This window comes from Pseudomonas sp. S09G 359 (assembly GCF_002843605.1).
In the GTDB taxonomy this organism is placed as follows: domain Bacteria; phylum Pseudomonadota; class Gammaproteobacteria; order Pseudomonadales; family Pseudomonadaceae; genus Aquipseudomonas.
Window position 1 is genome coordinate 3624183 of record NZ_CP025263.1, and the last position, 24471, is coordinate 3648653.

The window sequence follows — 24471 nt, forward strand, 5'->3', positions numbered from 1 at the left end:
GCCGAGTGCGTTGCAGGTGTAACCCCGGCAATTGGTATAAATATCGAGCGGGCTTGAATCGCCGCTGTTTTTTGAACGAGCGCCGAGTAAACAATCCTCACGGTGAATGAGTTTTCATCCAACTCAAGAGCACCAGTTGGCCCCCATACCCTTACGCCGTAACTCATGCGGAAAGATCCCCCCACTGATAGCGCTTACCATCGTTCTCGTCGTATACCTTGCCGCCGCGGTTGTTGATGGTCTGACGACCGCCTACACCGACGGTGCTGTTCAGCTCGAACTCACCGGTTACGAAGTTGATCATCAGGCCCGTTTTCCCTGGTACGTAGTTCGCCGACTGGATGCTCTGGGTGAGCTTGGCCACGCCGATAGACGCGTCCTGGATGAACGCCGAGCGCATGAAAACCTGCCCGTTGTCTACCGTGAACGGCGTGAACACCTGGCCGCCGGCGAGCGTGCTGACAATTGCGAAACGATCAGCGCTGACCAGGAACTGGCTTTGCAGTACGCCCTCTTCGTCCTGCTCGATACCCAGGCCAAAGCCGGCCGCAACCAATTGGCCGTCGGCATTCACCTGCATCTTCACGGAGTACATCGTGGAGAACTTGCCGTCGGTGTCGGCCTGGGCCTGGCTTACGGTCTGGATGTCCGCCGAGTTGTCGTCAATCTTCACTCCGATCTGCTGGATCGCCTGAGCGGTCGCTTCACGGTCGCTGACTACTACGCTTTCGAGCTCGGTCACGGTGCCGGCGACATCACCCACCGAAGCGGTGAGCTCGGTTTGCCGCTGCACCATGGCCGCATTCTGCGAGGCGCGCGTCTTCACTTCCTGCGCAAAGCTCGCCGAAGCGCTGTATCCCTGTAGCGCATCGGCGAGATCGCCCTCCCCGGTGTCATCCCGATAGGCCGACTGCAAGGCCTGAAGGCTTGACGCCTGGGCAGTCACCACCCCATCCAATTCGGTAATGCTGGTGGTGTTAATCTCGACCTGACGCGCCAGCCCGTTGGCGGTAACCAGCACCTGGCCAACGTCCACCCAGTACGTGGCGTTCGGCGGCGAGGTATCGACCGGCACCAGCTGTGTGGCCTGGTAGATTCGCTTACCAACCACCACCAGGTCGCCCTCGAGATATACCGACTCGGGGTCGTATGCCGACAGGCCGTCGAGCGCATCAATCTGCGCCTGCAGACCGGGGATCTTGTCGATCTCGTCGTTGATGTCCTGACCAAGCTCCGTGCGGCCGATCTGGCCGGCGATCAGATCCAGCACCGGCGCAGCATCGGCACTGGCCATGCCCATCACACCGTTGCCGACCGGATAGAACGGGCCCACGTTGCCGGTGCGGTCCACCAGGCGCGCCCAGAAGAAGAACTGTGCGCCAGCCTGTAGGGCCTGCATGCTGTAATCAGCCTGGGGGTGCGCCAGGTCAGCTAACTTGGTTGCTACCGACAAGTCATTGGCCTGGCCATACCACAGCTCGGTGCGCTGGGTGTCCTCGGCGCCGGCAGGGAAACCCCAGCGAATGCCGATGCCGAACAGTTCGCTGGTGGTGGACAGGAACGCCACTGCCGGCGGCAAGCCGACCTTCCCTTCCAGGTTGGTCAGATTGGAGCTCTTCCAGATCGACGAGATCTCGAAGGCGCTCACCGACCGAACCCGGGCCAGGTAGGTGCCCGAGTAGATGCCGGTGACATCCACGCTTGTCGCGCCCGTGCGCTGCAGTTTTATCCAGTTGCCGCTGTCCTTGCGCCACTCCACGTCATACGCGACCGCGCCGTTCACGGCGGGCCACGAGATGTTCATGGTGCTGATCGCCAGGCCCTGATCCACGGAGTAGTTCGACGTGATGTCGACGCTCGCGGGAGCAGGAACAACAGTGATTGGCACAACACTGATTGGCCGCTCTTCCAGTCGAGCGCCGGTGTCGATGTGATCGAACTTGCTTGGGTCGTACTGCACGGCCGAAATTTCGAAAACACCTGGCTCCGGGCGCGCCACGCTCACGACGCGATAGAGCGGGATGGCCAGATCGTCAGCATCCAGCGCCCACACCAACTCGCGCTCAGGCGCAACGGAGTAAGCAACGGTCACAGTAATCTGCCGGCCGTTGACCAGTTGCACGGTGCGGCCCTCGCACTTTCCGTCAGGCAGGTTGAGGATCAGCCTGTCGCCGGGCTTGGCCTGGGTGTCGCGGTCAAGGGTGATCACCTTGCCGCCCACCGCCGAGATGCGCCCGCCCACAGGCCGGCCCGCCAGCAGCTCGTCAGCGATTGGGATCACGTAGCCAGGGAGCGGGATGCGCCCATCGAGACCAACCTTGAAATTGACAGCCCGGTCCTTCGAGTTCGTGAGCAGCGCCCACTTGCCGCGGCGCTGGGCCTCCGACTCTCGATCACAACCAATTGCGCTGATCTCCAACGGGTTGTCGCCGTAGCGCCGCTGCAGCTTGGCATCGGTCACAGCTGTGACATCGGTGTCGTAGTTGTTCAACGGGTTGTCGTAGCTGACCAGCGCGCGGCTGTACCGCGTACGTTCCGATGCGCTGGAGTAAGTGAACTTGCCATCGATCACGTTCGCCCGGGTGTAGGCGAAGTCGAAGTCGGTGGCGCGCGGCATGTCCGACAGCGTGAATACTTGGCCTTGGGCCCAGTAGGTCATGCCGCGGTAAATCGCCGAGATATCGCGCAGTAGCGACCAGGCGTCAGCCTTGCTCTGCAGGTTCAGGTTGCAGATGAAGCGAGGCTCCTGGCCGCCCTTCCCGTCCGGCACCAGCTGGTCGCAGTATTGCGAGATGCGGTACAGCTCCCACTTGTCCACCATCCACGGCTTGATACGACGCCCGAGGCCGAAACGGTCGTTAGTGGTGATGCCGTAAGTGTGCCAAACAGGGTTGTCGGTCCAGGCCTCTTTGAACGTACCGTCCCAGACGCCCGTATAGGTGCGCGACCTGGTGTCGTAGTTGCTCGGCACCTGCCATTTCCGACCATCACATTCGATCGTCACCGCGGGGATGCTGCGGAACTGCTCAGCAGAAAACTCGATGTAAAGCAGCGCAGTGTTCGGGTACCGAATCTTCGCGTCGATCACCTCGGTGAAGCCGGCAATCTGCATTGTGTCGGAGATTTTATTGTTGTTCTGGTTTGCAGTCAGTCGAGTGATGCGCAGCAGCCAACCGGTTGTCGCGCGCGGCAGATTGATGCGGCGGGTTCGCTCGTACAGGCTGGTGGTCTTGCCAGACACTGCCTCGTTCAAAACCTCCTGGTAAGTCCCCCCATCCGTTGCCAGCTCGACCTTATAGCCGATCGCGTAACCGTTGATGTTGCCACCGGCGTCCACCGATTGGAGCGCAGGCCAGGCAAAGCGCACTCGTACAGCTGAGAGCTGGGTATTGGTGATCGCTCGAACCCATGGCGTTCCGCTGCGCAGCTCGGTGCTGATGGTAGTTTCGTTCTCGACCGATGGGATGCCCTGGATATAGGGTTGGTCCACAGCCCCGCTGCGCCACTCCCATTTCACGTTCGGGAAGTTCATGTTCCCCTGCGGGTCTTGCAGCGGCGTATTGTCGAGAAAGATGTCCTTGGCGGTAGGAGCACCGTCAAACTCGCCCTCACCCACAGCAATAAGCATTTTCGCAATGGCGACGGAACGCAGGCTGTCTGGTGCCTCCGTAGGAGTTTTAGGCTTCTCGGAACCGCCCTTGGCGCCATAAACATCGATCTTGCGTGCTGCGCCCATGCTTTTCTCCAGGCATAAAAAAACCGCCTATTGGGCGGCTTCAGTTTTTTCGGCTGTTGGTTACATCTGGTCTTCGGCGTAAACGGCGGCACTGATGATCGCGCCACCCCAGCGCCGGCGGCCAGCACACAGCGACACAGGATTGCCGGAGGCCGTGGTGTTCTTGGCGCTACCGAAGGCGTAGCCGGGGGTGTTCTCGGGCGCCGCGCTGGTCTTAAGGCCGCCAGCCTGCGGGCTGAGCATCTGGATAACGCCGCCAGCGACAAGGCCGATGCCGGCGCCAATAAGCGGCGTGCCGAAGGGGGTCGCGGAAAAGATGACGCCCACTACGATCAGTATCGCGCCAACGATGGTCTGAAGGATGCCGCCACGCTTGCTTCCCACCACCACGGGCACAATACGAATGTCGCCGGCTCCGCTGTAGTTCAGCTCCTTTTCACCGATGTTGCGCTTGTCGCGAAACACCGCGAACTCAAGCCCGCGAGACTTGGCGTTAGACAGAAACCGCTCGAACCCAGGGATCTGGACGCAAAGCGCCTTAATGGCCTCTGCCGGCGACTTCACCGACAGCCTGAACGATTTCCCAAACTGGCGTAACTGCCCATGTAAACGAATCGTGGTCATGGGTTGATAGTTGATCGCTGATGCCTGCATCACTTTCTCCGGACAATAAAAAACCGCCCGTAGGCGGTTTCATGGCTTTCTTGGTTCAGTTGTAGTCGACATAGGGGCCAATGTAGAACCCGGCCATATCGCCGCTAATGCGGTATAGGCTTTCTTTACCGGACTGCACCGTCGCTGCGATGGTGCGGATTGCAGCCCCAGCACACAGGCCTGAACCGGCGAGACCGGCGCCGATATTCGGGGAGCCTGGTGGCAGGTAGAAGGTAGCTCGCTGGCCTGTACCTATTTTCGCGGCCTTGCGTCCATCCACATAGACGACGATATCGCAGCCCGAACCGACCGCGCCGGAGTCACGGACAACCGTGATCTTCCCGCTTTCGCCGGACGGCTTGGACTGGAAGGCGTACAGCTCATCTGACGGCACCGGTTTCGCATCCCTTACCGAAATCGCCGATGAGGCACACCCCGCCAGCATCGCCACCGCTACCGCCGCTATCATAATCCGCATGTCGTTCCCTCTTTGGTTTGGCGGGACTGTAGCACCGGGAGGGAGATGCAAAAAGCCCAGCGCGGGGCTGGGCGATCTCTTGCGGATTTTCATCATCTCAGCAGAGCAGCGAAGACTGCCACGCCAATAATGAACACAGTCGAAATTACCGCCGTATTCGCGGCCCAATTCGACATTTCACCGTTTAATTTCACTTCGATTTTGAACATGGCTAAGACCATGACAGCGCGAGCTTGGCTCTGTTATAAGCGCGTCATAAAGATTTTAACCATGGAGTGAGAACCACTCGTCGGATCAGCTGTACGAATCCTCAGTAACGCCTTATCACCCCGCGATAGTAGCCTCCTGCCACACGCAAGGATTTCCCAGTCCTTCGCCTGCAAGCCCAAGGACTGGGATAGCGCCAATACCGGCGCGTTTATGACCTGGAGGTCAACATGGCAATCGATCCAAATGAGCTCACCCGCCACGACGCATTCAATCTCGGACTGACCCGCACAGTCCAAGCGCTGGCAGCAATTGTTTATCGCGACGCTCCGGAGCGTGAAAAGCTCGTCGATCAGTTGAAAATCTATCTCAACAGCCAAGACACCGGATTCGAAGGTCACTTGCTTGGATACTACAAAGCCCCCATCGACGGCGCCCTCAAGGTTATCGAAGAGATAAAGGCTGCACAGCCGAAGAAGTGAGTTTGGTGTTCGCGATTTGAACTTCAAACCAAGCCAGAACATCACGCGAGCCGGTTTTTTTCGATCTATCGGCTCGCGCGTCTAGAGTAGCTTTCCGGTTAGTTGCATTAGTCATAATTTCACCCTGCGGTCATACCACGTCAGTTGGTTGTTTTACGTCTCTGTGCCTGAGAATCAAGCGTGTTCGGTCGTGCCAGGAGCCGCCGTAGACGATAATCTCGGACGGTCTGCCGTACAGGTGGTGCAGGAGGAACGGTCCGGGGCCGAAGGCGCCCGAATCTTCACCAGGCAACGCAGGATCGGTACCCAGGTATATCCCAGCATGGTTCGGGTGAACGGTGCGGCCAACCTGCATGACGATCATGTCGCCGCGTTGCGGTCGGTCGACGCGTACAAACCCGGCCGCCTCGTAGTTTTGCTCGTACAGGCTCGCGTTCTCCGCACTCTCCCACCAGCCATCGGTGCGCTGAAAGGCTTCGAACTCCAAACCCCATTCGCGTGCGTACCAGTCAGCGCAGACCTGCCAGCAATCCCAGGCCCCATGCACGAACGGCCGTTTGAGCAGCGGCGTGCTGCCCGTTGGTGTGATCGTGCGCATGTCGCCCTCGGGCCAGGACAAAATGTGCCAGGGCAAGGCCGTGGCCTCGCACATGGCCAGGTCGTGCGGTGACGGTCTGCTGGTGGCGTCCGGGTGTGAGTGAACGATGCCGATCACCTCACCCAAGTCCTCCGCCGCGGCGTAGTCCTCTGGGTCAATCCGGAACTCTTCGTTCGGCTCCTTGGCGATGTTCCGGCACGGGAAGTACTTCTGTGCCCGGCCGACGGCCAACAGCAGGCCGCAGCACTCACGTGGATATTCCGCCGCCGCGTGCGACTGGATCGCCGCGATGATGTGCTTGCGCATGGTCAGCTCCGGGCAATCAGAGAAACGGCGGGGAATCCACCGAAGGACAGTTCGTTGTTCTCTCCGAAGCGCAGCTTGCAGGACGACAGGCAGCCCTTGCACTGGTCCAGTGCGGGGTCATCCGTGGGGTTGTCCTCGTCGTCGAACATGGCAGCGCCGGTGTAGCCGCAGTCCGGCCCCCGGTAGCCGTTGGTCATGGCCCAATGGCAGAACGTCGTCATTTGGCGCCCTGGAAGCCCGTGGTTGTCGATCTCGCCCGGGGAAGACAGCTCCCACACCACCACCTGACCGTCCTCGCTGGTTTTCTGGTCGATGTACCAGATCTCCAGCGCTTCCTGAGTCGGGTCAGCGGCTGGGTTACCGTCAGGGTAGTTCGCCGCATCCAGGTACTGCGCCAGGGTCTCGCGGACTGTGAGCTTGAACTTGAGCATGTCCTCGAAAGCCAGGCACAGCGCCGTGACGCGCCCGTTGACGTTGCCCGCGGCGAACGTCGGCCGAGAGGCGGTGCCGTCGCTGCTCGAGGAGATACCCTCAATCTGCACCGGCCAGGCCGCGTACTCCTGGCCCTGCCAGATAATTGACTTGGCGGGCAGGTCCTCTTCGGAGCCCTCGTAAGCCAGCAACTCCTCAGCCGTATGCGGGATGGCGTGACCGTGGAAGCGCAGGTAATCGGCGCCGTATTCGGTGCCGTCAATTTCGAACAGGCGAATCTCGCCGCCGGGCTCCAGTTTCTGGATGTCCGTGATCAGGGCCATGGGCAGTTATCTCAGGGATGAAAGGTTTGCTGGAAAGTCGCAGTGATGGCATAGACCTGGCCACCGCGGTGCACTGGCTTGTAGCCGTTGCACTTGTAGAGGCCAAGCTCACCCAGGGGCGGCTCCCAGAGGAAGCCCTTCGCCCCTTTGTGTCGGTCGAGGAACGCCATGATTTCCTTGATGCGCCCCTTCAAGCCCGTGAAGGTCACGGGCCAGGATTGCGACCGGTTATTGAGGCCATCCTCGACCGACTGCTCGTATCCATCGCCGAACTGCTTGGAGCGGACCCGCTGGGCAATATCGCCCTCAGCGCCCTTCTCCGTCGCCCAGGTGAATCGTTCGATAGCCATCATCGCCCCTTAATTGCGTTGTTGATGACGCCGCCCTGGCGCATGTCCCTGCTCCGCAGTTCCTGGTATTTCTGCTCTACGAACGTCGCCAGCTCCTTGCCGAAGAGGTCATAGCCAGGTGCATCAGCCGTTGACGATGCGTTTCCGTCACCGTCGATGTGTACCTCGACATTGATCTGCGTTCCGCCAGCCCCACCGCCGCCCATGGCCATAACCCCAAGCTTACCGCTCGACGTCCGAGTCAGGGGCATGATCGCCTCCTCACCAGCCTCACCCATAACGCCGGTCTTGCCGTTGGCCATGCCAAACGCCGTGGGTTTGCTGACGATGGAGTTCGTGAATGCACCGCCGTCGGCGAACATCTGCATACCCCCCGACCACGCGCCGCCCTTGGCTTGCGGGAAGTAGGTGTTGGAGTAGCCGGCCGAAGAGGCGCCGAGGTTTGACGATGCAGCGCCAGAAGACCCGGCAGCCAGCCCATTGCCGCCGCCAGCAGCACTACCTCCGAGGTAGCTTGCCGCCGCACCCACCAGACTGCCCAGCAATGCGGAGCTGGCTTGGCGGGTCGCGATACGCGCCATGTCGGCCAGGATCGATTTGGCGAAGTCCGAGAACGACGCCTTACCGGTCATGGCAAAGTTGACGATTGAGTCCTCCATGGAACTGAAGGCGTTGCCGAACAAGCTCTTAGTCTGGCCGGCAATGTTGGCTGCCGAATCCAGGTAGTTGTCCCAGGCGGCCGTAGCCCCATTCGTCCAGTCGCCCTGGGCGGCCTCCACATCCGCGTAGTTCTGCCGGATTTGATCAGTCGCAGCCTTGTTCGCGTCTGCGAGCGCCTGCGACTTGCGCTTGAACTCTTCCTCCGACATGTTGCGCGACGGATCGGATTTCTGGTTGGCCAGCTCCAGCGACTGCTGAGCAAACCGGTCTTGCTGGCTGTTGAGTTCGCCACTGAGCGCGTTCTGGCGATCGCCCTGCCCTACGCCGAGCACTGCGCGCTGGCCTGCCAACTCCAACGCACGCTGTTGCTGCCCCAGCGCCTGCACGTAAGTGCTGATCGCCCGCTCCTGTTTGGCAAGCCGGCCGGTCTCGTTGGTCGCGAGAACCTCAAGCTGGCTATCAGCATCCTTCTGCGCCTTGACCATTCCTGCGCGCGCGTCGGCGATCTTCTGGTCAAGCTGGATGCTTTGCGCGGCCGATGTGCTCTTCTTGCCCTTCGCTCCCTCCAGCGCAGAAATCTCGGCCTCATAGCCGGCCTTGGTCTGGTCGAGTTGATTGCCGATCAGCGCCTGGCGGCGCAGCAGATAGTCTTCCTCGGACAGCAGGCCGGCCTTCTGAGCCGCTTCCAGTTCCTTCTGATAGTTCTTGTAGGTGTCGGTGATCGCCGCCAGGTCGTTCTTGGCGTTGTTGAAACTAGTCAAGTCGACTTGGGTGCCAGCTGCTTTCGGGTCCTTGAATTTGTCGTTGATGTTGGCGATATTTTTGTCGACCGTCGCCTGGGCCAGGCGCGGATCGTTTGGCGCTACCTTTCGGATATCGTCGAGTTGTTTTTTGTAGTCCTTGAGTGCGTCGGCGCGCTTTTGCTCATTCGTCCACGAGGACTTGGTTAGGGCGTCCACCTTTTGCATCGAGGTGATCGCAGCTTGTTGGGCTTTCGCCTGATCGCTTTCCAGCTTTGCAATTTCAGCCTGTGCCGCCTTCTGGTCCTCAAGCATATTCAAGCGGTTTTGATAGAGATCAATCATCTCCTGCTTGTTTTGGAACAGACCAACGTCGCCGGACTGTGCGCTCGCCAGGTCTCGGCGTGCCTGCTCAATATCTGCACCAATGTCCGGGCGCCCGATGTTCTTGAGACTGTCAGCAGCGCGTGCGACCGCGTTGTAGCCTTTCTCCCAGAAGCTCAGGTTCTCCAAAATCCTCGGCGTGCGCTCGTTGATCGCGTCAGCGTAAGACTCGGTCGCAAGCTTTACGGCGCCAGCATGGTCGCGCTGCTCTTCCAGCGCGGCGATCTGCGAGAACACCGAAGCCGTCAGATAGTGATATTGCTCATTCAGGGCAGCGGAAGCCTTAACTGGGTCGTCGGCAAGCTTCACGAACTCGGCGACCGTCTCGCTGACGGCTTTACCGGTCGCTTCCTGCATCGAAACGGCGGCCTTGGTGATGCCCGCAAAACTCTCGCCAGCGATCTTGCCGTTATCCGCCAGCATCGCCAGTACCGCAGCGGCCTGGCCTGTGGTGCCCACGGTCGCGCTGACTTGGCGCGCCATGTCGCCCAACTGCCCAGCGCTAACCCCTGCATAGTTGCCGGTAAGGATCAGCGACTTGTTGTAGCTGTCCTGTTCTTCGCTGCCTCTGTGGTAGGCATACGCCAGGCCACCCACGGCAGCGGTGGCCAAGGCCAGCGGCGCCAGAATAGCGAGCAACCCCGCAGCACCTGCACCTGCCCCGGCCCCCAGTTGAGCAACCGCACGCACGCCGCTACCCCAGTCACCCGACGACAACGCATTACCGAGCTGAACTACGTTTTCCTGAGCCTGGCGGGTGCCGAGACGCAGTTTGTCGAAACCGGTGGTGGTCTTTTCGAGCTTGGCGTAATCCTTATCGATCTTGCCCAGGGCGCTGTTGTATTGGTCCTGGCTGATCCGCCCGGCATCCAGGTGTTTGCCAAGCTGCTCGACCTGCGTGTCCAGTTTAGCGAGTGCAGCGCGAGCTGGGTCGATGGCACCCAGCAGGCTGTTCAGGGCCTTCTGTTCGTCGAGGGCAGACTTGGCCAAGGCGATCTGCTGCTTATCGAGCTGAGCCGAGATCTTCGCCGCCTCGGCCTCGCCATAGGCGCCGGTCTTGGTCAGTTTGGCGAGAGCGTCACGCTGCTTTGCCAGGTCCTGGGTGGTTTTGGCGCTGCTGGACAGCGACTTTTCCAGCGCCTGCATTTCGTTCATCAGCGAAACGGCGGACTGCTCGGCCCGGCCGCCGGCCTTCGCCATTTCATCCAGGCTCGTTTTTGCCTGGATTGCATCGGCCGAGTCGATCTTGACGCCGAGTTCTGCAATGTTCATCGACTCACCTTGAATAAGTGCCCGTGGTTACGGGCTGTTTTCCCTTTCCTCCGCCATGACGCGCAGGGCTTCGCCTTCCAGCACCTGAAGGTCAGGGAAGATTTCAGCGAGTTTCTTTTTCTTGATACCGAGAAATCCGGCCACGTCGCGGAGGCAGCTATAGTCGAGACCGATAGCGCCGCCAGAGCCTGCTCGCCACTGGGTGGACATGCGGTTGAACAGGATGAAGGCTGGCCAGTTGCAGGGCCAGACCTCCACTTCCTCAACCAGGTCGCCAGGGGCAAGGCCGAACATGCCGATTACCGTGTCCGGCACATCAGGCGAATACATCGCGCGGGCGGCGTCGGTCAGTTTCCCAGGCGGGCCTGGCTGTATGCACCTTCGTAGGCCTTAACGACCGCCTCGGCGGCACCCTGGCAAGACTTCACGAATGCGACGATGTTGTCGTCGCTGTATTCGTCATCGAAGCCCCAGCTGACTACCAGGTCCTTGATCTGCTGCGCTTGCTGCTCGGTATCCACGGCAACCACTTCAGACCAAGAAGGCTTGTCGCCCAGCGCGGCTCTCGCCTTGTTCCGCGCCTCGTTCCATTCATCGAACAGCGCGGCAAGCTCGGAGCGATCCCGGTACTTGAAGGTGAACTCGACCTTCTCGGGCGCGCTGCCGACGATCGGGATCAGCACGGGCGCATTGAACGTAGCCTTTTGCGCAATACGGATCTTAGCCATGGTTTACACCGCCGCCGTCAGGTAGCGTGTCGGCTCGGCCTGCAACGCCAAGCTGACGGTACGGGTCAGCAGGTTGTTGCGGGACACCGCTGGCTGTTTGGAGAACGACGTGTAGGTGCCGTACAGCAGGGTGTCGTTACCGGGCAGGTTCAGGCGCGCCGCTTCGATCTGCTTGCCGGCGTCCGCCTTCAGCAGCACCCCGTTGAACGCCTGAGCCGGGTCATCGGCGATGGTGAGCACCATACTTGCTGCCGATTTGTCGGTAGGGATCTGCTTGCCCTGGTCATCCTCGAGGAACACCACATCCAGGTAGTTCTGTTCGCCACCGGAGAAGGCCACGTCGGAGATTTGCGGGATCTGCACCCAGGTCAGCACCTTGCGCATCGTGCCTGCGCCACCAGCGACCGGATAGACCTGCGTGTCGGTAGTGTCGATGCCTTCTAGGGTAATCGCCGTGGCCGTGGCTGCCTTCACGCGCACCACCTTGCTATCCAGCTTGCTCCAGCCAGACGTCAAGAGAACAATATCGCCGGCAGCGATGGTGCCACCTACAACAGTGGCCACCGCCTCACTAGCGTTGCTGATGGTGGCGAACGCCAGTGCGGCAGCGTAGGTTGCGGCGTGCTGGAAGGTGCCGCCGTTCGGGATTTTGTAGCCCATGGGTATTTCCTCTTTGCAGATGTGAAAAAACCCGCTCAATGGCGGGTCTCTGGGTTTGCCCAATGGGCGGGATCAGTTGGTGTCGGCTCGGTACAAGAACGAGGCTGGAACGGTATAAGTTGAATCGCCTGTGATGCCGGGCCCTGGGTCAACTGGCGACATTGTCACAACGGTCAGCGCGCCCTTCGTGTCCCGCGCGTATAGAGGGAACAGGTCGGTCAATTCGGCTGCTATTGGATTCGTCTTGGCCTTGCCGGTACCGGACGGCGCGATAATGCTCACCTGGAACACTCCGGTGAACAGCCGGTGATCGCCGCCGAGCGTGTTGCTCGCGGTATCGCCCGGAATTGTGAAAGCACGCAAATACGTCTCGCCTGCCGCCGGCGTGTAGGCCGTGTTCTCGAACACGATCTTCAGCTTCTCCGACCTGGCAGCGTTCCAGGCGATGAGCTTGGCCTCGTAGATCGAGGCTATTATTGCGTGACTCATACTTGGTTGTTCCTGATGGCCTCCAGCACGATCTGCTGAAAGCGAGCCACGGTTACCCGGACCATACCGCCGGGGGCCTGGGTCGAATGGCCAAACTCCAGCGGGATCGCGTAGGGCAAATTGTTGATGATGTAGGCCATCTGGCCGGCGGTGAAGTCGCTCATTGCGGCCACCAGTGCGGCAGTAGTCTCGGCGCCGCTCGGGTCTACCTCGTCGAAGGTGACGCTCTCGACAACGCCCAGCGAGATGTGCCAGTTCGCGCGGAAGCGGCCTCCGACGTAGCCTTCTGGCGCCTTGAGATCCATGCCGTCGTTGAGCTTACGGGCCTTCTTGAGCCTGCCGCCCTTCGTGAGGTTGGCCGGGTCACTGCGCAGCGCGCTGTTATAATCGTCAACAGCCTTGTTGTACTGCGTCGCTACCGCGTTCCGCGCCCAGATATCCGGGTTACCCACGGGAGACATGCGAATCAGGCTGCTGCCGACCTCAATGATGATTTCGCGGACGCTGCCGTCGATTGCTTCGCTGGTCTGCGCGGCGAACTCGGCCAGGCTCAGAGCGAAGCTACCGGACTGGCCGGCACCTGCCCGGCTCACGAACGCACCTGCAATTCGTACAGGATCGGCGTCCCGGCCGGGTTGACCTCTCTTAGCGGAGGAACAATTGACCAGGTACAGCCCTGGGCAACCACCTTATCCAGCAAGCCCGGCACCCAGACCAAACCCTGCGCGGCAACCTTGAGCTTCTTGTCGCCTTGCCGGATGAGGCTGTTGTTTTGGAATTCCAGGCCAGTGAAGTCGAGCAGGATGCCCTGGGCGGTTTGCTCGATTGTCGCGCCCGGCGCCTCGCCGCCCGTCTCCGGGTCGTACTCGCCCGGCTCCGCCTTGCTGATGGTCACGGGCTGGCCAAACTCTGTGATCATCTCCAGAGCCATCACGGCCATCTCATCGTAAAATGACATGATCGACCCCTTCTAAAATTGACTGAAAAATGTATATCGAACTACTAGATGCTGTTCACGAGCTTAAGAAGGCAGTACAAAGCGACTGCGATAATGTCGACACCAAAAAAGTTACCGCCGCCCACGCGTTAGCTAAAGCGCTTTCAGAGCAGCATCCTGTAATCGCGGGCCTCGCTGCGCAAATCCTTGACGATTGCTTCCCGAGGAACATTAATCCGAACGTGAACTTAGAGAAACTGGAGTCTATTACGCAGGCACTCTGCTTCAAGGACGGAGGCCGCGCCTTGTCTTGGTATACCGGCGAGAAGCTTTGTGAAGACATGGGGCTTTAGGCTCTAACTGCAAAAAGGCCACGCTTGGCTAGATAATCCGCAAACTGCGTAGCGCTCGGCCGATCCGGCGCCGCTGGCAACAGCCGGTTGCTGGTCGAAGGAATTGCCGCATACTGCCGCGTCACCGCGCCCTCAACACGATCCAGCAGCACCGCGCCTTTGCGCTTCTCCACCGGGTCGATGTCGTCCTGATGGATCTCGGCGGCCAGGGCCATCTGGCCGTACTGGATCCGTGCCGGCAGGTAGTTGTCTGGCTTGATCTGGCAGTCCAGCTCAACACCCCGGCGCGGCCAGGCCAACGCCTGCTCGCTGCTCATCTTGCGGCCTTTCCAGGTCTTGCCATCCATCGCCAACGCGGCCCGGCGCAGCAACGCTTCCTGCTCGGGAACGCCTGCGGGGATGACCGTGCCGAACTTCACGGCATACATGGCCAGGTCCTCGGCGCTCGCGTAGCTTTCGGCGTCCGGCTTACCGGTACCGTCCTCGATGATGAGTGTCATGCGTCAACTCGCTGGAATGGTTTGTAGGTTGGCCGCCGGATCACCGACAGCCAGCATTATCAGGCCTTGGACAGATCAGCGACGAGCTTTTCCAAGGATTCTTTCGAGGCGTTGGCCCGGTATGGCACCTTCGCTTCGTCGAGCTTGGCTTTCAGGTCGGCGACTTCCTTCGCGTCGGCATCTTCCCGACCCGCTTTGTCGATCTGCTGGAGAAGCTCATCTACCTGCAGTTGCAGAACTTTCACCTTCTCGACTTCACCGTCACGCTCGCGAATAAGACTTTCCACGCCGGCGTTTACCGCTTCGAACACCCGAAACAGGCGATCAGCGATAGGGCCAAGTTCGCCTTCCGGGCGCGCCAGCGCTTGATCAGCGAACGACTCGACGATCAGACCTACAGATTCGAGCTCAGCGCGAAAGGCGTCGATATCGATGCTGGAACTGCCACCATCGATCAGCAGCATCTTCGGCAACTCCTTGACGGTCACGTCAGGCACTTCTTCTGCTGCATCTTCACGACTTTCGGTAACGCTTGCGTCGACGATGCGCAGGCCATTCGCCTTGGCCAGCGCCTTCACGTCTTCCTGGTACTGGTGGAATGGACCAGGCAGATACCAGATGTTTTTGTTGCTCATGATCATGTCCTCGCCAAGCCGGGCACTGGGCCCGACTCAGCTGTCAGGGTTACTTGGAGGCGTCACCGATCAGAGCCACACCGGCGGTGTGCTTGATGCTGGTGGCGGTCTTGTCCCAGTTGGTACCGGTCGCCAGTTCGGCGTCGGTTGGCGACTTGCCGCCGGTGGTGGTGTCCCAGGTGTAGCCCTTCAGACCCAGGCCAAAGGTGTAGTCGGTTTGGAGCGTGGTTTCGATACGCTCCTTGCCGTTGGTGGTCTGGACGTTGCTGATGATGTCGCGGCCGTCGTGGACAAGGGCAGCGCCTTGCACCAGAGACAAGATGATTTCCTTGTTCGGGGTGCCGGCCTGCATCAGCGCCGGGGCATCCGTCACAACGGAGATCTTGCCGAGGATGTCCACGACGCGGACGTTGCCCGCCTGGAACAGCTGCTGTTGGTTTGCCAGGTTCTGGCCGACCAACTTGTGGTAGCTGGTGCCCTGCATCACCTGGGTTACCAGGTTCTGGCTTGCGTCGCCGAACTTCGCGTGGGCGTTGTTCAGGCCGGCGTAGGTGATGCCAGCGGTAGCCGACACATCGTTGACGGCAGCAGCCTGGGCGGTGATAGCGGCGACCAGAGCGGCGATCGCGGTGTTCAGCTGGTCCTTCAGGAGGATTTCAGCGAACGCACGGCTGGCAACTTCGATGCCTTGGGCGGTTGGGCGCTCCAGCCAGGTCATTTGGGATGGCTCGTAGCGGATCGGACCGAAGCCGCCGGCTACCTTCACCGAAGTGTTCTTCAGCTCGGTCAGGTCGGTGGCAGCGACGGCGGCGTTCGCGCTGTAGCGGTCCACGCGACGCTGAGCAGCGGCCAGGGTCTGGAAGAACGACTCCTGAAGGAAGTCACCAGTGAAGCCGTCAGGAGACAGCACGATTGCACCGCGGCTGGCGGCGTTGAACGCAGCGAGATACTGGTCCAGCGTCTCGAGAGTCGCCGGCATGATGTATTCGTTGAAAACCTGCATTTGCGACAGGGACATGAGTTATTTCCTTACGATTGAGGGAGATCCGGGAACCGGCTCGCGATCGCGGCCGTGCGTTCCTCTTTGGTGCCGCCGATTTTTCCTTTTGCGGCCCCGCCGCCACCTCCAGCACCAGCAGCCCCGCCGCCAGATGCCTTACTACCCGCGATCAACGGCGCGAAGGCCGTGTCGTTTGCGAATTCTGCTTTCAGCTCATCCAGCGTTGCCGCCGAGAGCTTGCCCTGCTGGTCGAGGACGACCACAACAGGCTTCCCATCGCGCTGCTCGACGCTCAGACGGCGTTCGATGTGCGGCAACAGGGCTTTTGCGCTGCCTGGGATTGCAAGGGCAGACGCGATGTCAGTAGCGGTACGGCCGACAGTCAGATCCCGGATTTGAGTGCTCAGCGTGCCACGCTCTTGTTCCAGCATGCCGTTCAGCTCAGCTTCGCGGCGGTTGTACTTTTCGGACCAGGACTTCTCGAGTTCTTCGACGTTGCCGGACTTGCGAGCTGCCTCTTCACGCTCCAGTCGGGCCTGCTCTTCCGCATCCTTGCGAGCCTTCTCTGCGGCTTTCTTCTCGCCAAGCAGCTCATCGACCTTAGCTTTCAGGCCGGACACATCTTCTTGTTGAGGCAGCCCCTCAATGCCGAGTACGAACTTGCCGTCCTTCTCGGTGTAAAGAGCGCGCACGGCTTCATCTACCCCTTCCAGGGTATCCAGTTGGAATTTCAGCATTGGTTGTCTCCCAGAGACGTAGGTGCAGGCCCTGCCTGCGGGCAAAAAAAAGCCCCGCACTAGGCAGGGCTTATAAAAACTGATCAATCAGCTGTACATTTGGATCTGAAAACCATCTTTGTCCTTGGACATAGCCAAGACTTTCATGGCGGCAATCAGAGGAAAGTGATGGGTGAAACTCTCGCCACTCTCTAAGCTTGCCTCCCACCCACCTTGGTCGAAATGCTTAAGAGATATCCTGAACTCCTCGATCAGCGGACCCGCATCCGCCCACAGCGTGCTTGGCGAAAATTTTTTCCACGGCCCTTTCCGAACGCTAATCGTTAAATCTGCACCATAACCACCCGGACGCCAGCTGACGTTCGTGCCATATTCGCATACCTCTCCGGCAATGACATAGTCGAGCCACCACCCCTCCAGATCATTCAGCTCAACGGTTTGGTATCTCATCATGACTCATCCATTCATCAGTTGAAATGCACTGACTACATGGTTTGAAGAACCTCGTCAAATACCTGCCCGCTCAAACGCCAACGGCTCAAGAACACGCATCTGCACGAGGGTCAGAGGTGCAAAGTTGCGATCAAGCTGCAGCTCGGAAAAGCGTTCGATGCTCAGGCCGCCTTCGCGGAACAACTTCGCCCGAACCGGACCGATGGCCTTATCCTGAAACGCCGCCGGCTGCTGCTTGAGCCAGTCGTAATAGCTAAGGTCAGCCCTCACCTGCTGGGCGCCGGCGTCACCGAGGGATGCCCGAGTGGCGTCCTTAGCAAACAGAGCGCTGAAGCGCGTCACCGCCACCACCGTCGAGCGGCAATTGATGTGGATCGGTGGCCTCGGCCCCTCAGTCAGCTTGAACCGACGCTTATCGAGCGTCCGGCATTGGCTGGTGGTCTTCGAATCCAGGGTGCTGACCCACTCCACTGACTGCACAACGTCGCTGTTTTCCTTCAGCGTCTCCATGCGCGCCTGGGTGGCGACGTGCTGCACCGCCGTCCGCACGATGGCGCCGGCGTTGCGGTTGGTCGTGGCCAGGATGCCGTCGTTGTACTGGAGTGCCTTGGTGCCGCGAATGTTTTTGATGATCTGGAAGTTCGTCTGGCCCTCGAAGAAGCCCTGCCTGATCGCGCCAGTGAGGCGTTGCCGCTCTGTTGCGGTGAAGCCATCAATGAACGACTTGAGCAGCTTCCCGCCGTCGGCGCCGCGCACACTGAGCGGATTGGTGAGGATCGCCGCGCGGATCGCAGCAGCACCAGGCACCGCAGCGTCGAAGGTGACGCCAACCGGCGCCGCCCGAGTCAGGCTGGTCGCTTCAAACTCGGCCTCGTAGTTGGCGATATCCACCAGGTCGAGGTTCAGCCTCTCGCTGTACCGGTCGAAGATGCCCAGCAGGAGGCTATCAACCTCGCTCAGCAGCCGCTCTAGGCGGACGACGGTGTAATCCGTCAGGTCTGCCCGGGTCAGTCGCTCGCGAATCGAGCGATCGATCTCCTTGAGGAAGGGTGCGAACTTCGCCACCTCTCCCGACTTGAGCTGCTCCAGGAAGACGGCATGCCGGATGGTGGCGTCAAGGATTGCTTGATTTGCCGCCATTTAGTGCGCCCTCATCATCGTCCAGGTCAGGCCCGGCGCTTTGCGTTTCCAGTTCGCCCCGGATTTCGTCGTCCGTTTTCTCCGGGTTGATCACGCCGCGATCGCGCAGGTACTGCCAGAAGTCGCCTTCCGGTAGCTTTCCTCCCTGCACCGCGTTGAACAGCGCCGAAAGGATCGTCGCGTCCAGAGTGATCTGGCTGAAGTCTTGGTTGAGCTTGTAGACCACTTCGCCGGGCGCATTGACGAACTCGGCCATCCAGACCAGGCACTGGCTGTAGGCCTCACTGACGTTACTCACCACCAGTGAGAGAACGCTGTGTTCGGCGGCACTGTCGTTATCGGCCTGGGTCGCGGTCTTCACTGCACTGCCACGCTCGATCAACCGGGCACCGAGCGAAACCATGTCCTCTTTCTTGGCGTCCATGGCCTCTTTGGCGACGGTGTTGGGCTGCGCCTGCCATACGCCACATGCGCCATTCACAGGGAGCAGCCAGGGCGCCCTGGAGCCCAGGAAGATCCCGGCATTTTCGAGGTGGTCACGCCATTGCTCATCAAGGCCAGACATCCATGGCTGAGGCTGGCCTACCAGGTAAGCCGCCTCTTCGTAGTCGGCACTGTTCCGGTAATGCCCGATATTCACTTCGGCCATGTCGTACAGCGGCGAGTCGTCGATGCTGGTGTCGTTGTTCTCGCTGCCCAGGAACTGGAACGGGATGATTCGCCACGGCTGGCCGGCTCCGTTCAGCGGGGCGAATGGCGCTACCGTCATCTCCGTCTTGCTGGATCCCTCTTCCCATACCTCCTGGGTGTACACGCCGGAAGCATCCAGGCGCAGCACGCGATATTGCACAACCTGCTCACTGCCGAACCCGTCATCAGTATCGACGTCGACCTTTTCGCGCAGCACAACCAGGCTCAACAGGTGTTGGCCGCCAACCAGGCGCGTTTTCCAGTTGATGATTGATTCAGCCGGATAGCTGGCGACGTTGGCACGGGCGCGACCGGCCTGCTCGTCTGCCTTGCTCACGGTGCCAGCCTCAACGGCGGCATAATCCACCAGCAGGCCGTGACGACCAACCTCGAGCAAATGCCCGATAACCGACTGCGATTGCTGGTAAACGCTGACGCCTTGCCCGTCGATGTCCTTCGTCACGTAGTCGAGCGCACCGGGAACAGTCAGCGTTGGCCATGTGCGGAACACCGCGCCTACCAGGCTGTGTTTCGTGCGCCCAGTTGCGTTGTAGAACACAGCGCGCTTCTTGTACGCCTCGTACCGGTCCTTGTTGTCCTGTGACTTGTCCGAGGCGTTCGGCCTGGGCAGGTAGTAATCGCCAGCAGCCTTGACTGTTTCCGAGCCCTTGCAGACGTCGCGCACCAAGCGCCAGCGGTATTTCGCCGCCGTGTACTCGGGACGGGTGAAAGTGACGTCCGTCATCGAGCGACCCCCATTTTCATTGCGGTGACCGGTTTGATGATCGGGTACTCGCGGTGGATGAAGTAGCCGCCGGCGTCGTTCGCGTGATCGATGCCTGCGGTCTTGTCTGGCTCCCCGTTTGCGCCCCACACCTGCTGCTCCAGGCCATCGGCATAAGTTGGGCAGGTGAACGGGTTGACCAGGTAGCGGCGCTCGCCCTGCGCATTGCAGAAGGCGGCGTTCATTGCGTTGATTCGGTCCTTCACCGGCGGGTTTGCCGCTGGAGCGATGACTGCGAACCCTGCCTGCTTGAGCATGGCCAGGTCGGTGATGCTGGCGTTCACGGACTTGCGCGAATCGCCCGAGGCATCCGGGTAGATCCTGATCTCGCAGGTCTTCTTGAATTCGTTGCCGTCGTGCTGCCAGTACCGCTCTTTGATACGGCGGATCATGTCGGGCGTGTCGTAGCCGTCGATCAACTCATCCACTGCCCTGGGTAGCCCCTGGTCGCGCTTGACGTGAGTAATCGCCGCCATCTTGCCGACGTTGAAGTCCATGCCGATAAAGAGAGGCTCGCCGGACTGCACTCTATCGAAGCACCCATTGAGCTTTCGGTCGTAGGCCGTGTAGATCGTCCCTGACGTCAGGTTGACGAACTGGCCCTTGAGGTACGCCATGATCAGCTGCGGCGGGTACGACTCCATCAGGGAGGCGATGTAGTCATCCGGCAAGTTCAGTTCGTTGTCGAACGTGCTGGCCTGCACCAAGCCATACATCTCTTTGAGCGAAGGCTTGTCGCGGAGCTGCTTCACGAACTGCAGGAAGACGAACTTGAAGCCTTCCGGCGTCGTGGTGACATCCACCCCGTTCTTGAGCCCGGGCAAGTTGTAGCGCATCCGGGCGATGATCTTGCGCCAGGCCTGTTGAGCCTTGACGGCAGTAAGAACGTCCAGCTCATCCACCAGGGCATGGCCGATCTTGAAACCGACAATCGTCTGCGGCTTCTCCATTGACCGGCAGATCACAGTGCCGCGGTACTGCCGGCCGCTGTAGATGTGAACCTCGTGGTTCGCCTGGTTGATCTTGGTCTTCAGCCCCCAGTCGTAGGCCACCTCATCCATGGTCGGATAGAAGATGTCCCGGATCTGCGGGTAAGTCGGTGCGAAGTAGCCAGCATTGACGCCGGGCCACTCCATGAAGTGTTTGCTCAGTGCCGAGCATCCCACCCAGGTCTTGCCTGAGCCGAACCCGGCAACAAAGGCACGAAACTTGTGGGGCAGAGTTAGGAACTGAGCCTGCGGAACGTTAAGACTCGGCATTCGGCTTCCTCGCATCCACCACGTCGACTTGAATGCGGGTTGGGATCATCGGTTCATCGCCGGCCTCTTCCTTCCGCGCCCTATTGACGTATATGTCACCGGTTTCCTTTGCGGCCTGCTCCAGGATCTGCATGGCGAGGCCGATGTTCTTCATCGACTCAGCCTTCTCCACGAAGCGGTTCATGGCTCGTAAGCGGAAGGCGCGGTTGGCAATCGGGATCTCGGAAGTCTCTTCGCGGAATCGCTTCCTGGTGTCTTCGAACATCGTCACCCAGCGCTTTGCCAGGCCTTTACCCGATGTCTTCGTCGGGTCGTGTGTTTCCACCTGCTGGCGGGTTACAACGACCCCGTATTCTTTCTGGACAGCTTCAACAACCTGTGAGGGCGTGTCGAAGCACGCCAGGGCCTGAACGATAAAGGCCTTCACGTCGTTTTGAAGGGCTGCCATAGATTCTCATCCGTCCAGAGCCTGTCCAGAATCAGGCCGACTTGAGCAGACAGGTTCCGCAGGCCCTCGCAATGTTCAATTTACCCACCTCAGCAGGACTGTTTGCAGCATCCACCAACGCTTGAACGTCAGGGCTTGCACCGTAGCGGCGGACGACACCGACGAACTCTTCGACGTCGTGGCCGCGCATCTCGAGCTTGGGCGACCCATCCTTGGTGAATGCTGGCTGGCCGGACTTATCGTTGGCGTGGGCGATGTGATAAAGCTCATGCTCAACCAGTGCACAGAAGTCGGTGTCACTGCACTGGTCGCAGTAGTCGGCAGCCAGCGTGATGATGAAAGCCGGCACGTCGCCGAACCAATCACGCATCTGTTGCTCCATTCGGGCCTTCTGCCAACCACCTGCACGAAACGCTACCTGTTCAGCCTGGCCAAGCACTGTCCTACCCTGCTTCTCGAAGCTCGACGACGCCCACATGACCCGGATGTCTGCATCCAGTAGGTGGGCATGGTCTTCGTTGTGAATGCTGCCGGTGTCGGCAAGGATCTGGGCCTGGAGCCAGTCCCACACCTCAGGTGCTGGAGTTAGCCGAATACCGAAGTCGGAAAGGTCGGACAGCTCAAGCAGCGACGCTGGAGGGTATGGCCTATCCATTATTACCTCGCATCCACGAATTGCTTTTAGACCCGTGACCAACCGAAAATGGCTGTTTAACTTAGGGGAAGGACATGGATAGCCAGGAACAAAGCGTTTTTTGGGGAACCGTCTCTAAATTGGCGGTAGCCGTACCAATTGCGCTAGCAGTAGGCGCCGGGCTTTCAGCACTGGTTCTCGGCGGCATCGATTACGGCCAACTCAGAAGCTCTTTAGACACCGAAAAACGTCGCAGCGCGCAGCTTGAGAAAGCAAACGAACAATACCTACAAGCGATTGAGAAGTGGCGGGACGCTTACACAAAACTCAGCGCTGAAAACTCGTCTGCAAACGCCAGGCTAGTAAGCATGCAGAATGATCAGTGCGAATCTATTCGAAGGGATATCACACGTTTGCAGTACAAAATTGAGGAAGCCTACGGTTACACAGACTCAAGTGAAAAGCGTGGAAACATGCAGATCATGATGCGACAACATCAGGAGTCCTTGCAGACGTGCTTTGCGTCAAGAAAATAGACTTCACCATATGTATAGGCTCATCGGGAGTACGTGGCGCAGCCGGGTGACATTGCTCATCTGAAACCTCGCGCCACGATTTGGCGCACCCGAAAACGTGGCGCGGATTACTTACCCCGCCGCTCGACACCGCCAGGTGCCTTGTTACAGTTCAGGCAGTGCTCGCAGTTCAGCGTCCGGCACAGCCAGACCTTCACCCGCTGCCAGTACGTGACCATGAAGATATGCCGTGCACCGGCCAGGGCCAGGGCGACATGCAACGTCAGGCCGGCAGTGGTAGGGCCGAAGAAGATGTTCTGGCTGCGTACCATCACAACGAAACCGGTGATGGCGATGGCCGAGTAGATCAGCTTCCCGAGAATGCCGTCCCTCACCTTCCCGCTCAGTACGCACCAGGCTGCCCACAGCGCGATAAGGCCGCAGGCGATGGTATTGATCAGTTCAAGATTCATGGTGGATTGCCTCCCCCAAACCGCTGGCGAATGAGAGCCCAGAGGTCAGCGGATTTAATGGCTCTGTTGATGGCCGCCAGGAGCGAGCCGCCAAAGGCACCCAGCAGGAAGCCGATGCCAGCGACGATCTTTGGCTCAGTCACGCCCAGGTAGGTGCTGACCATGCTCGTAAGATAGATCGAGCAGGCCATGCCGGTGACGAGGAAAATCACCCAGGCACGCCAGTCGTTGAGGTCATCCTTGTGCCACCAGCTGGCGATTACAGCGCCGACGAGGCCCGCGATCAGTAATTCGTACCTGTCGATCTTGTCGAGCAGGCGCTGTAGATACTCCATGCGCTCGACTCCGTGGGGCATGTTTGAAATAGGTCGGCTCCAGCAGCACTCCCAGCTCGGAGCAATGGGTGTGGCGGAGCCGAAAATAGGAAGGCCCCGGCAAATGCCAGGGCCTTGGCCTGTCACGTAAGGACAGGAGAAAAGCAAACGGCTGCAGATGCAGCCCACCGCTTCTTATGGCAGCAGGTCGTAGGTCACGTAGGCCGTACCGCCGCCATTCTGCGTCATTGCTACCCACAGGCCCTGACCGGCAGGGATGGTCACAGAGAACGGAAGAGTGGAAGAACCGCTAACGGCGGACAAGATAACGGGCACGTTGGTCACCCAGCGCCCTTCCGGAATGGTCGTGCCGGTACTAATAAATCCGTTCCCGACAGGGCTGATCATCGTAGCTGTCCGAACTACAGCGCCATTGACGTTCTGTGCCGGAGTGAAAATTGCCTCGGCGTAGCTGGTTGCCACCGATTTGAAACGGCTGCCGATTTGTACTGGTTCCATGTTTTCACCTATTGAGTCGAATGATTTGTCGCGGAGGATTCCGCTTTCATGTCGCTCAAAGGCGATTGCTCGAGGCTCGTGGCCTTCACATGATTCAACGTCCCGCATCGGGAGCATTTGATCTGGAGCTCTGTAAACCCACCCGTACGGGCGAGAAGTCTTTTGCAGTTACCGCATCTGAATTCTTTCAACATCTGCAAATTCCTTTTGCTGAATCGCCCTTCCGTGGGCAATAAAAAGCCCCGCACATGGCGGGGCTTTTTGGGATAAACCTGATTAAAGCTCGGACTCTTTGACCCACTCAAATGGTAAAGAAGAGTCACGCTGATTGTATGAGCTTTTAGTATGCGCACAAACCAAGGTGCCAGACTTCACATCCAGTCTCATACCTTCTGAATAGAACTGATCAGCGGCGTAACAGCCCTTCATTGGGTCATTTTGGACGCGCGGCTTTTGAGATTGGGTGTCCGCGAAATTGTCGGTAGCTTGCTGAGCGAAAACTTGAGAGGAAGCCAATGCCAACAGAAGTGGTGCTACATAACCTGGTTTCAACATCGTCAGATCCTTTGGGCTGAGTGTGC

At 59.6% G+C, this 24471-nt stretch carries 31 protein-coding genes; 3 read left to right on the plus strand and 28 right to left on the minus strand.

Annotation, left to right across the window (positions count from 1 at the left end; translation table 11 throughout):
- Positions 1 to 163 precede the first annotated feature (163 nt).
- Genes CXQ82_RS16295 through CXQ82_RS16305 form a run of 3 tightly spaced genes read right to left on the minus strand, consistent with a single transcriptional unit; the run spans position 164 to position 4868 of the window.
- The gene (locus tag CXQ82_RS16295; protein WP_101270737.1) at positions 164 to 3736 is read right to left on the minus strand and encodes a host specificity protein J; all 3573 of its coding nucleotides are present in this window, start codon (positions 3734 to 3736) and stop codon (positions 164 to 166) included.
- 60 nt (positions 3737 to 3796) lie between these two features.
- A complete protein-coding gene (locus tag CXQ82_RS16300; RefSeq protein WP_101270739.1) occupies positions 3797 to 4390 on the minus strand; it encodes a tail assembly protein in 594 nt (197 codons plus the stop codon).
- A gap of 55 nt (positions 4391 to 4445) precedes the next feature.
- The gene (locus tag CXQ82_RS16305; protein ID WP_101270741.1) at positions 4446 to 4868 is read right to left on the minus strand and encodes a hypothetical protein; all 423 of its coding nucleotides are present in this window, start codon (positions 4866 to 4868) and stop codon (positions 4446 to 4448) included.
- Positions 4869 to 5305: 437 nt separating this feature from the next.
- On the opposite strand from CXQ82_RS16305, the gene CXQ82_RS16315 reads away from it, so the two are divergent.
- Positions 5306 to 5557, plus strand: a complete 252-nt coding sequence (locus CXQ82_RS16315; protein ID WP_101270746.1) for a hypothetical protein — start codon at positions 5306 to 5308, stop codon at positions 5555 to 5557.
- 130 nt (positions 5558 to 5687) lie between these two features.
- Here CXQ82_RS16315 and CXQ82_RS16320 read toward each other — a convergent pair whose 3' ends face one another.
- The 10 genes from CXQ82_RS16320 to CXQ82_RS16365 form a co-directional block, all read right to left on the minus strand.
- Entirely contained in the window at positions 5688 to 6461 is a 774-nt protein-coding gene (locus CXQ82_RS16320; RefSeq protein WP_101270748.1) for a C40 family peptidase, read from the minus strand.
- 2 nt (positions 6462 to 6463) lie between these two features.
- Positions 6464 to 7216, minus strand: coding sequence for a phage minor tail protein L (locus CXQ82_RS16325; RefSeq protein ID WP_101270750.1), 753 nt, complete (start codon positions 7214 to 7216; stop codon positions 6464 to 6466).
- Between the two features lie 11 nt (positions 7217 to 7227).
- Positions 7228 to 7566, minus strand: coding sequence for a phage tail protein (locus CXQ82_RS16330; RefSeq protein ID WP_101270752.1), 339 nt, complete (start codon positions 7564 to 7566; stop codon positions 7228 to 7230).
- The gene (locus tag CXQ82_RS16335; RefSeq protein ID WP_101270754.1) at positions 7566 to 10622 is read right to left on the minus strand and encodes a phage tail tape measure protein; all 3057 of its coding nucleotides are present in this window, start codon (positions 10620 to 10622) and stop codon (positions 7566 to 7568) included. The genes CXQ82_RS16330 and CXQ82_RS16335 overlap by 1 nt, the downstream gene beginning before the upstream one ends.
- A 27-nt stretch (positions 10623 to 10649) precedes the next feature.
- The gene (locus CXQ82_RS16340) at positions 10650 to 10952 is read right to left on the minus strand and encodes a DUF1799 domain-containing protein (RefSeq protein ID WP_101270756.1); all 303 of its coding nucleotides are present in this window, start codon (positions 10950 to 10952) and stop codon (positions 10650 to 10652) included.
- 17 nt (positions 10953 to 10969) lie between these two features.
- The gene (locus tag CXQ82_RS16345; RefSeq protein WP_101270758.1) at positions 10970 to 11350 is read right to left on the minus strand and encodes a phage tail assembly chaperone; all 381 of its coding nucleotides are present in this window, start codon (positions 11348 to 11350) and stop codon (positions 10970 to 10972) included.
- 3 nt (positions 11351 to 11353) lie between these two features.
- Complete coding sequence (locus CXQ82_RS16350; RefSeq protein ID WP_101270760.1) at positions 11354 to 12010, minus strand: phage tail protein; 657 nt, start codon at positions 12008 to 12010, stop codon at positions 11354 to 11356.
- A 72-nt stretch (positions 12011 to 12082) separates the two neighbouring features.
- A complete protein-coding gene (locus tag CXQ82_RS16355; RefSeq protein ID WP_101270762.1) occupies positions 12083 to 12499 on the minus strand; it encodes a phage tail terminator-like protein in 417 nt (138 codons plus the stop codon).
- Entirely contained in the window at positions 12496 to 13092 is a 597-nt protein-coding gene (locus CXQ82_RS16360) for a hypothetical protein (RefSeq protein ID WP_101270764.1), read from the minus strand. Before CXQ82_RS16360 ends, CXQ82_RS16355 begins: the two co-directional genes overlap by 4 nt.
- A complete protein-coding gene (locus tag CXQ82_RS16365) occupies positions 13089 to 13457 on the minus strand; it encodes a hypothetical protein (protein ID WP_101270766.1) in 369 nt (122 codons plus the stop codon). The genes CXQ82_RS16360 and CXQ82_RS16365 overlap by 4 nt, the downstream gene beginning before the upstream one ends.
- A 29-nt stretch (positions 13458 to 13486) precedes the next feature.
- On the opposite strand from CXQ82_RS16365, the gene CXQ82_RS16370 reads away from it, so the two are divergent.
- Entirely contained in the window at positions 13487 to 13789 is a 303-nt protein-coding gene (locus tag CXQ82_RS16370; RefSeq protein WP_101270768.1) for a hypothetical protein, read from the plus strand.
- Here the strand turns inward: CXQ82_RS16370 and CXQ82_RS16375 are convergent.
- The 10 genes from CXQ82_RS16375 to CXQ82_RS16420 form a co-directional block, all read right to left on the minus strand.
- On the minus strand, positions 13786 to 14289 hold the full coding sequence (locus CXQ82_RS16375) for a DnaT-like ssDNA-binding protein (protein WP_101270770.1): 504 nt from the start codon (positions 14287 to 14289) through the stop codon (positions 13786 to 13788). The genes CXQ82_RS16370 and CXQ82_RS16375 overlap by 4 nt on opposite strands.
- A 59-nt stretch (positions 14290 to 14348) precedes the next feature.
- The gene (locus CXQ82_RS16380) at positions 14349 to 14924 is read right to left on the minus strand and encodes a hypothetical protein (RefSeq protein ID WP_101273807.1); all 576 of its coding nucleotides are present in this window, start codon (positions 14922 to 14924) and stop codon (positions 14349 to 14351) included.
- Between the two features lie 49 nt (positions 14925 to 14973).
- On the minus strand, positions 14974 to 15942 hold the full coding sequence (locus CXQ82_RS16385; protein ID WP_008431834.1) for a major capsid protein: 969 nt from the start codon (positions 15940 to 15942) through the stop codon (positions 14974 to 14976).
- Between the two features lie 11 nt (positions 15943 to 15953).
- The gene (locus CXQ82_RS16390) at positions 15954 to 16661 is read right to left on the minus strand and encodes a hypothetical protein (RefSeq protein ID WP_060550169.1); all 708 of its coding nucleotides are present in this window, start codon (positions 16659 to 16661) and stop codon (positions 15954 to 15956) included.
- Between the two features lie 87 nt (positions 16662 to 16748).
- Positions 16749 to 17114, minus strand: coding sequence for a phage protein NinX family protein (locus tag CXQ82_RS16395; RefSeq protein WP_101270772.1), 366 nt, complete (start codon positions 17112 to 17114; stop codon positions 16749 to 16751).
- A gap of 54 nt (positions 17115 to 17168) precedes the next feature.
- Positions 17169 to 18254: a minor capsid protein gene (locus CXQ82_RS16400; protein WP_101270774.1), complete on the minus strand. Its 1086-nt coding sequence runs from the start codon at positions 18252 to 18254 to the stop codon at positions 17169 to 17171.
- Positions 18229 to 19689, minus strand: a complete 1461-nt coding sequence (locus tag CXQ82_RS16405) for a DUF4055 domain-containing protein (protein WP_101270776.1) — start codon at positions 19687 to 19689, stop codon at positions 18229 to 18231. Before CXQ82_RS16405 ends, CXQ82_RS16400 begins: the two co-directional genes overlap by 26 nt.
- Complete coding sequence (locus CXQ82_RS16410; protein WP_101270778.1) at positions 19686 to 20987, minus strand: terminase large subunit domain-containing protein; 1302 nt, start codon at positions 20985 to 20987, stop codon at positions 19686 to 19688. Before CXQ82_RS16410 ends, CXQ82_RS16405 begins: the two co-directional genes overlap by 4 nt.
- A complete protein-coding gene (locus tag CXQ82_RS16415; RefSeq protein ID WP_101270780.1) occupies positions 20974 to 21435 on the minus strand; it encodes a DUF2280 domain-containing protein in 462 nt (153 codons plus the stop codon). The genes CXQ82_RS16410 and CXQ82_RS16415 overlap by 14 nt, the downstream gene beginning before the upstream one ends.
- Before the next feature lie 31 nt (positions 21436 to 21466).
- Positions 21467 to 22090 (minus strand): putative metallopeptidase, encoded by a 624-nt coding sequence (locus CXQ82_RS16420; RefSeq protein WP_101270782.1) that lies wholly within the window; start codon positions 22088 to 22090, stop codon positions 21467 to 21469.
- Between the two features lie 74 nt (positions 22091 to 22164).
- Here CXQ82_RS16420 and CXQ82_RS16425 point away from each other — a divergent pair, with 74 nt between their 5' ends.
- Positions 22165 to 22605, plus strand: coding sequence for a hypothetical protein (locus CXQ82_RS16425; RefSeq protein ID WP_101270784.1), 441 nt, complete (start codon positions 22165 to 22167; stop codon positions 22603 to 22605).
- A 107-nt stretch (positions 22606 to 22712) separates the two neighbouring features.
- Here CXQ82_RS16425 and CXQ82_RS16430 read toward each other — a convergent pair whose 3' ends face one another.
- From CXQ82_RS16430 to CXQ82_RS31275, 5 genes are all read right to left on the minus strand, one after another.
- Positions 22713 to 23057: a hypothetical protein gene (locus CXQ82_RS16430; protein ID WP_101270786.1), complete on the minus strand. Its 345-nt coding sequence runs from the start codon at positions 23055 to 23057 to the stop codon at positions 22713 to 22715.
- Positions 23054 to 23392, minus strand: coding sequence for an MFS transporter (locus CXQ82_RS16435; RefSeq protein ID WP_101270788.1), 339 nt, complete (start codon positions 23390 to 23392; stop codon positions 23054 to 23056). The genes CXQ82_RS16430 and CXQ82_RS16435 overlap by 4 nt, the downstream gene beginning before the upstream one ends.
- Positions 23393 to 23566: 174 nt before the next feature.
- Positions 23567 to 23890 (minus strand): hypothetical protein, encoded by a 324-nt coding sequence (locus CXQ82_RS16440; protein ID WP_092489149.1) that lies wholly within the window; start codon positions 23888 to 23890, stop codon positions 23567 to 23569.
- Between the two features lie 8 nt (positions 23891 to 23898).
- Positions 23899 to 24084 carry a Com family DNA-binding transcriptional regulator gene (locus tag CXQ82_RS16445; RefSeq protein WP_081044268.1) on the minus strand — a complete coding sequence of 62 codons (186 nt, stop codon included), beginning with the start codon at positions 24082 to 24084 and terminating at the stop codon, positions 23899 to 23901.
- Between the two features lie 82 nt (positions 24085 to 24166).
- Positions 24167 to 24445, minus strand: coding sequence for a hypothetical protein (locus CXQ82_RS31275; RefSeq protein ID WP_157832169.1), 279 nt, complete (start codon positions 24443 to 24445; stop codon positions 24167 to 24169).
- Between the last annotated feature and the right edge of the window lie 26 nt (positions 24446 to 24471).

What these genes read in the sequence shown, in the direction of transcription:
- CXQ82_RS16295 (WP_101270737.1), bottom strand. Translation starts at nt 3,736, where the DNA reads ATGGGCGCAGCACGCAAGATCGATGTTTATGGCGCCAAGGGCGGTTCC.
- CXQ82_RS16300 (WP_101270739.1), bottom strand. Translation starts at nt 4,390, where the DNA reads ATGCAGGCATCAGCGATCAACTATCAACCCATGACCACGATTCGTTTA.
- CXQ82_RS16305 (WP_101270741.1), bottom strand. Translation starts at nt 4,868, where the DNA reads ATGCGGATTATGATAGCGGCGGTAGCGGTGGCGATGCTGGCGGGGTGT.
- CXQ82_RS16315 (WP_101270746.1), top strand. Translation starts at nt 5,306, where the DNA reads ATGGCAATCGATCCAAATGAGCTCACCCGCCACGACGCATTCAATCTC.
- CXQ82_RS16320 (WP_101270748.1), bottom strand. Translation starts at nt 6,461, where the DNA reads ATGCGCAAGCACATCATCGCGGCGATCCAGTCGCACGCGGCGGCGGAA.
- CXQ82_RS16325 (WP_101270750.1), bottom strand. Translation starts at nt 7,216, where the DNA reads ATGGCCCTGATCACGGACATCCAGAAACTGGAGCCCGGCGGCGAGATT.
- CXQ82_RS16330 (WP_101270752.1), bottom strand. Translation starts at nt 7,566, where the DNA reads ATGGCTATCGAACGATTCACCTGGGCGACGGAGAAGGGCGCTGAGGGC.
- CXQ82_RS16335 (WP_101270754.1), bottom strand. Translation starts at nt 10,622, where the DNA reads ATGAACATTGCAGAACTCGGCGTCAAGATCGACTCGGCCGATGCAATC.
- CXQ82_RS16340 (WP_101270756.1), bottom strand. Translation starts at nt 10,952, where the DNA reads ATGTATTCGCCTGATGTGCCGGACACGGTAATCGGCATGTTCGGCCTT.
- CXQ82_RS16345 (WP_101270758.1), bottom strand. Translation starts at nt 11,350, where the DNA reads ATGGCTAAGATCCGTATTGCGCAAAAGGCTACGTTCAATGCGCCCGTG.
- CXQ82_RS16350 (WP_101270760.1), bottom strand. Translation starts at nt 12,010, where the DNA reads ATGGGCTACAAAATCCCGAACGGCGGCACCTTCCAGCACGCCGCAACC.
- CXQ82_RS16355 (WP_101270762.1), bottom strand. Translation starts at nt 12,499, where the DNA reads ATGAGTCACGCAATAATAGCCTCGATCTACGAGGCCAAGCTCATCGCC.
- CXQ82_RS16365 (WP_101270766.1), bottom strand. Translation starts at nt 13,457, where the DNA reads ATGTCATTTTACGATGAGATGGCCGTGATGGCTCTGGAGATGATCACA.
- CXQ82_RS16370 (WP_101270768.1), top strand. Translation starts at nt 13,487, where the DNA reads ATGTATATCGAACTACTAGATGCTGTTCACGAGCTTAAGAAGGCAGTA.
- CXQ82_RS16375 (WP_101270770.1), bottom strand. Translation starts at nt 14,289, where the DNA reads ATGACACTCATCATCGAGGACGGTACCGGTAAGCCGGACGCCGAAAGC.
- CXQ82_RS16380 (WP_101273807.1), bottom strand. Translation starts at nt 14,924, where the DNA reads ATGAGCAACAAAAACATCTGGTATCTGCCTGGTCCATTCCACCAGTAC.
- CXQ82_RS16385 (WP_008431834.1), bottom strand. Translation starts at nt 15,942, where the DNA reads ATGTCCCTGTCGCAAATGCAGGTTTTCAACGAATACATCATGCCGGCG.
- CXQ82_RS16390 (WP_060550169.1), bottom strand. Translation starts at nt 16,661, where the DNA reads ATGCTGAAATTCCAACTGGATACCCTGGAAGGGGTAGATGAAGCCGTG.
- CXQ82_RS16395 (WP_101270772.1), bottom strand. Translation starts at nt 17,114, where the DNA reads ATGATGAGATACCAAACCGTTGAGCTGAATGATCTGGAGGGGTGGTGG.
- CXQ82_RS16400 (WP_101270774.1), bottom strand. Translation starts at nt 18,254, where the DNA reads ATGGCGGCAAATCAAGCAATCCTTGACGCCACCATCCGGCATGCCGTC.
- CXQ82_RS16405 (WP_101270776.1), bottom strand. Translation starts at nt 19,689, where the DNA reads ATGACGGACGTCACTTTCACCCGTCCCGAGTACACGGCGGCGAAATAC.
- CXQ82_RS16410 (WP_101270778.1), bottom strand. Translation starts at nt 20,987, where the DNA reads ATGCCGAGTCTTAACGTTCCGCAGGCTCAGTTCCTAACTCTGCCCCAC.
- CXQ82_RS16415 (WP_101270780.1), bottom strand. Translation starts at nt 21,435, where the DNA reads ATGGCAGCCCTTCAAAACGACGTGAAGGCCTTTATCGTTCAGGCCCTG.
- CXQ82_RS16420 (WP_101270782.1), bottom strand. Translation starts at nt 22,090, where the DNA reads ATGGATAGGCCATACCCTCCAGCGTCGCTGCTTGAGCTGTCCGACCTT.
- CXQ82_RS16425 (WP_101270784.1), top strand. Translation starts at nt 22,165, where the DNA reads ATGGATAGCCAGGAACAAAGCGTTTTTTGGGGAACCGTCTCTAAATTG.
- CXQ82_RS16430 (WP_101270786.1), bottom strand. Translation starts at nt 23,057, where the DNA reads ATGAATCTTGAACTGATCAATACCATCGCCTGCGGCCTTATCGCGCTG.
- CXQ82_RS16435 (WP_101270788.1), bottom strand. Translation starts at nt 23,392, where the DNA reads ATGGAGTATCTACAGCGCCTGCTCGACAAGATCGACAGGTACGAATTA.
- CXQ82_RS16440 (WP_092489149.1), bottom strand. Translation starts at nt 23,890, where the DNA reads ATGGAACCAGTACAAATCGGCAGCCGTTTCAAATCGGTGGCAACCAGC.
- CXQ82_RS16445 (WP_081044268.1), bottom strand. Translation starts at nt 24,084, where the DNA reads ATGTTGAAAGAATTCAGATGCGGTAACTGCAAAAGACTTCTCGCCCGT.
- CXQ82_RS31275 (WP_157832169.1), bottom strand. Translation starts at nt 24,445, where the DNA reads ATGTTGAAACCAGGTTATGTAGCACCACTTCTGTTGGCATTGGCTTCC.